Below are 3,059 nucleotides of genomic sequence, written 5' to 3'. Positions count from 1 at the left end.
TTCATACGATGAAAAAGTATATTCTAAATCTGTTAGTTCAATTAGACAATCAATAGAAATCCTATTCAACTGGTTAATTGAATCTAGTGGCATTTAAACGGCATCCAAAGTCCGTTCAACAAAGGGCTTGCTTGTCCATGTTTTCGGAAGATTTTCTGCATGCCTTTTTAAGTACATATTCTTTTTCTAAAAACACATTCTCAACTCTTAACTGGCATTATATATTTTAATATTTAAATAAAAAAGGGGATGTCAAGTAACAAAAAGAAAGTTAAATTAGAAAATATATTATTATTTTAATTTATTTTTTTCTCTTCTAAATAAACACCAACGAGTGAGTATTTATCCATTGCATTTTTTTGAAATCCCACAACATATGGTTTTTTTAAAAAAGCAGAAGTATAACTATAAATAGGAGCAATAGGAGCATCCTCAGTAATTATTTTAGAAGCATTTTCTAATAATTCTTTTCTTTTTTGAGGGTTCATTTCTTGGAGAGCTTGATTTACAATATTATCGAACTCAGGATTTTTATATTTAGGATCATTTGAAGGATCAAGCGAGCGGTACGGAGCTAAAAAATCTGTGGCGTCATTAATATTTGCAATATTTCCAAGACGTAAAACTTCAAAATCTCCATTTGTTCTTTTATCTAACATTGTTTTCCACTCTTCATTTACCGTAACAACATGAACACCTAAATTATTTTTCCACATTGAAGCAATGGAAGATGCAATTTTTTTATGAGCATCATTTGTATTATATAGTATATGAATGGTTAAACGATTTGAAGCAGAATACCCAGCTTCACTATATAACTTTTTTGCTTCTTCAATTTGTTTTGCTCTAGGCCAATCTTGCCAATATAATTTATTTTGAGAATAATTTTTTAAGCCATAAGGAATAAGATCATAAAGAGGTCTTTGCCCTTGCCCCATAACAGAGTTTGCTATGATATCTCTATCTATAGCTATGCTTAATGCTTGACGCAATTTTTTATTATTTAAGGGTGCTTTTTGAGTATTAAAAATATAAACGTAACTTGCTAAATAGGGATGATTGCTTAGTTCTGAACCATATTTAGCTTTAATTTGTTTAAATTTATTTATAGGAATTGTCGCCGTTATATCAAGCTGACCAGTTTCATACATTGAAAATTCAGAGTTTTGGTCTGTTATAGAATGAAAATTTACTTTTTCAATGAATAATTCTTTATTATTCCAATAAAGTGGATTTTTATCAGCTGTTACCTTGTCTCCAACTTTGCGATAAGTTAATTTATAGGGCCCATTAGAAACCAAATTATTTACTTGAGTAAATGAGTCCTTGTATTTTTCTACACTCGATATTTGAACAGGAGACGTATTTGGAACTGTTAAATTTTCTAAAAAAGAAGGAATGGGTTTGATTAAATCAATTTCTAAAGTAACATCATTCACCGCTTTAACACCAAGTGTCTGAGGTGTTTTTTTTCCTTCCGTAATGTCTTTTCCATTTATAACAAACTCTAGCAGTGAGGCTTGATACGAAGCGATTTTGGGATCAACTAACCTTTGAAAAGCAAAAACAAAATCTTTTGCTGTTAATTTTGTGCCATCAGACCACTTTAAATCTTTTCTTAAAATAAAAATATATTTTTTCCCATCTGCACTTATTTTCCAGCTTTCCGCTGCGGCAGGAATAATATTTTCTTTTAAATCTGTTGTTACTAAACCTTCAAAAAGTTGTCTGACAATAGCAGAGCAAGTTGATTCATTACATTTTTGGGGATCTAGAGTTTTCGGATCATCTAAATTTCCAATATTTAAAACTTGGTTTTTGGCTAATTTTATATCTTTTGATGTCGCAAAAATTGGATTTGCCAAAAAGACACTAGCCATAGATATAGCGATATTTCGAAGTATCATAGATCCTCCTTAAGTAAAATCATTCTTCTGTAAACCTGGATAAAAATTATATCAAAAGGAGTAATTACTATCTAGTTCATTTGAATATTTTCTGAATATAATGGAATCCTAATTTTGATAATTTTATTATCGATAAGAATAAAATTTAACAATAAATAATTTTTCTATTTTAATTTTAGTATGATCCTCGAAATTTGGAGTATGAAATTTAAGAATTCAAATTTATAGTTTAATATTTCATTATAAATAGATTATATTATAAAATTAAAATTTGAAAAATAATTAACTCAACTGCATTGCAACATCATAAACACTATTTACAACCATTTTCCACGGTTCTTCTGCAAAGCCAGGAAAACTATCACCACAACAATAGAGACCTTCTAATCCCATTTTTGTTTCTTTTACTTCAATATTTGATGGCATATCTGAAGGAATGGTAAATGCAACTGGCAAAAGAACTATTCTCTCACTAATTTTATTTTGAGGAATTCGAGCGCCTTTTTTTAATTCTTCTGCATATTCCGATTTTAATACACGAGCAGCAGCACGTCTCAAACGAGATACGGCCTCGCGAACGGCGGGAGCTTGCAAAGACTCCTCGTAATCTAGTTTTGTTGAAAATAACAAACGACCATCTTGAGTAAGGAAACACTGTGCTCTTTCAACAGGAAATAAAAATTGATCTCCAGAACTCACACTTTCAGGCCAATTTTCCGATTTTATCGATTGAAAATGAGAAATTTCAGAAACAACTAAAGAAACAGGTCTTACTTTTGAAACAAAACGAGATTGACTTGGTGTAAAGTGTTCTTTTGCAATCACTCCTAAACATTTTGTAAGAGGTATTGCAAAAATTAATTTTTTACAATGGATAGATTTATTTAAAGGCATAACTTCATCTGATAATAAAAGCTGAAAAAAGGATTCTTTTGTATAGTTAACCCGAATCACTTCACATAATGTTCTTATAATAACACCACGTTTTTTTAATATTTTTGCAATCCCAAATTCAAGACACATTCCTCGATAAAAATAACCTGGAATTTCTTTTTTTTGTAAATGAAAAAAAGACCATAACGATTTACAAACATTTTGAAATAACTATTTTTCACAATTTGGTCCTACAATAGCAGTAAAAATAGGGGATAA

The 3,059-nt window shown here is 29.8% G+C and carries 2 protein-coding genes; both read right to left on the bottom strand.

Annotation, left to right across the window (positions count from 1 at the left end; genetic code table 11):
- Positions 1 to 296 precede the first annotated feature (296 nt).
- Positions 297 to 1,907: a peptide ABC transporter substrate-binding protein gene (locus ACIQ56_RS16215; protein WP_397602078.1), complete on the bottom strand. Its 1,611-nt coding sequence runs from the start codon at positions 1,905 to 1,907 to the stop codon at positions 297 to 299.
- A 282-nt stretch (positions 1,908 to 2,189) separates the two neighbouring features.
- On the bottom strand, positions 2,190 to 2,930 hold the full coding sequence (locus tag ACIQ56_RS16210; protein ID WP_397602077.1) for a hypothetical protein: 741 nt from the start codon (positions 2,928 to 2,930) through the stop codon (positions 2,190 to 2,192).
- Positions 2,931 to 3,059 lie beyond the last annotated feature (129 nt).

This window comes from Silvanigrella sp. (assembly GCF_044369315.1).
GTDB lineage: Bacteria > Bdellovibrionota_B > Oligoflexia > Silvanigrellales > Silvanigrellaceae > Silvanigrella.
The sequence above is the reverse complement of the archived record's forward strand: the minus strand, read 5'-3'. Positions and strand labels throughout refer to the sequence as shown.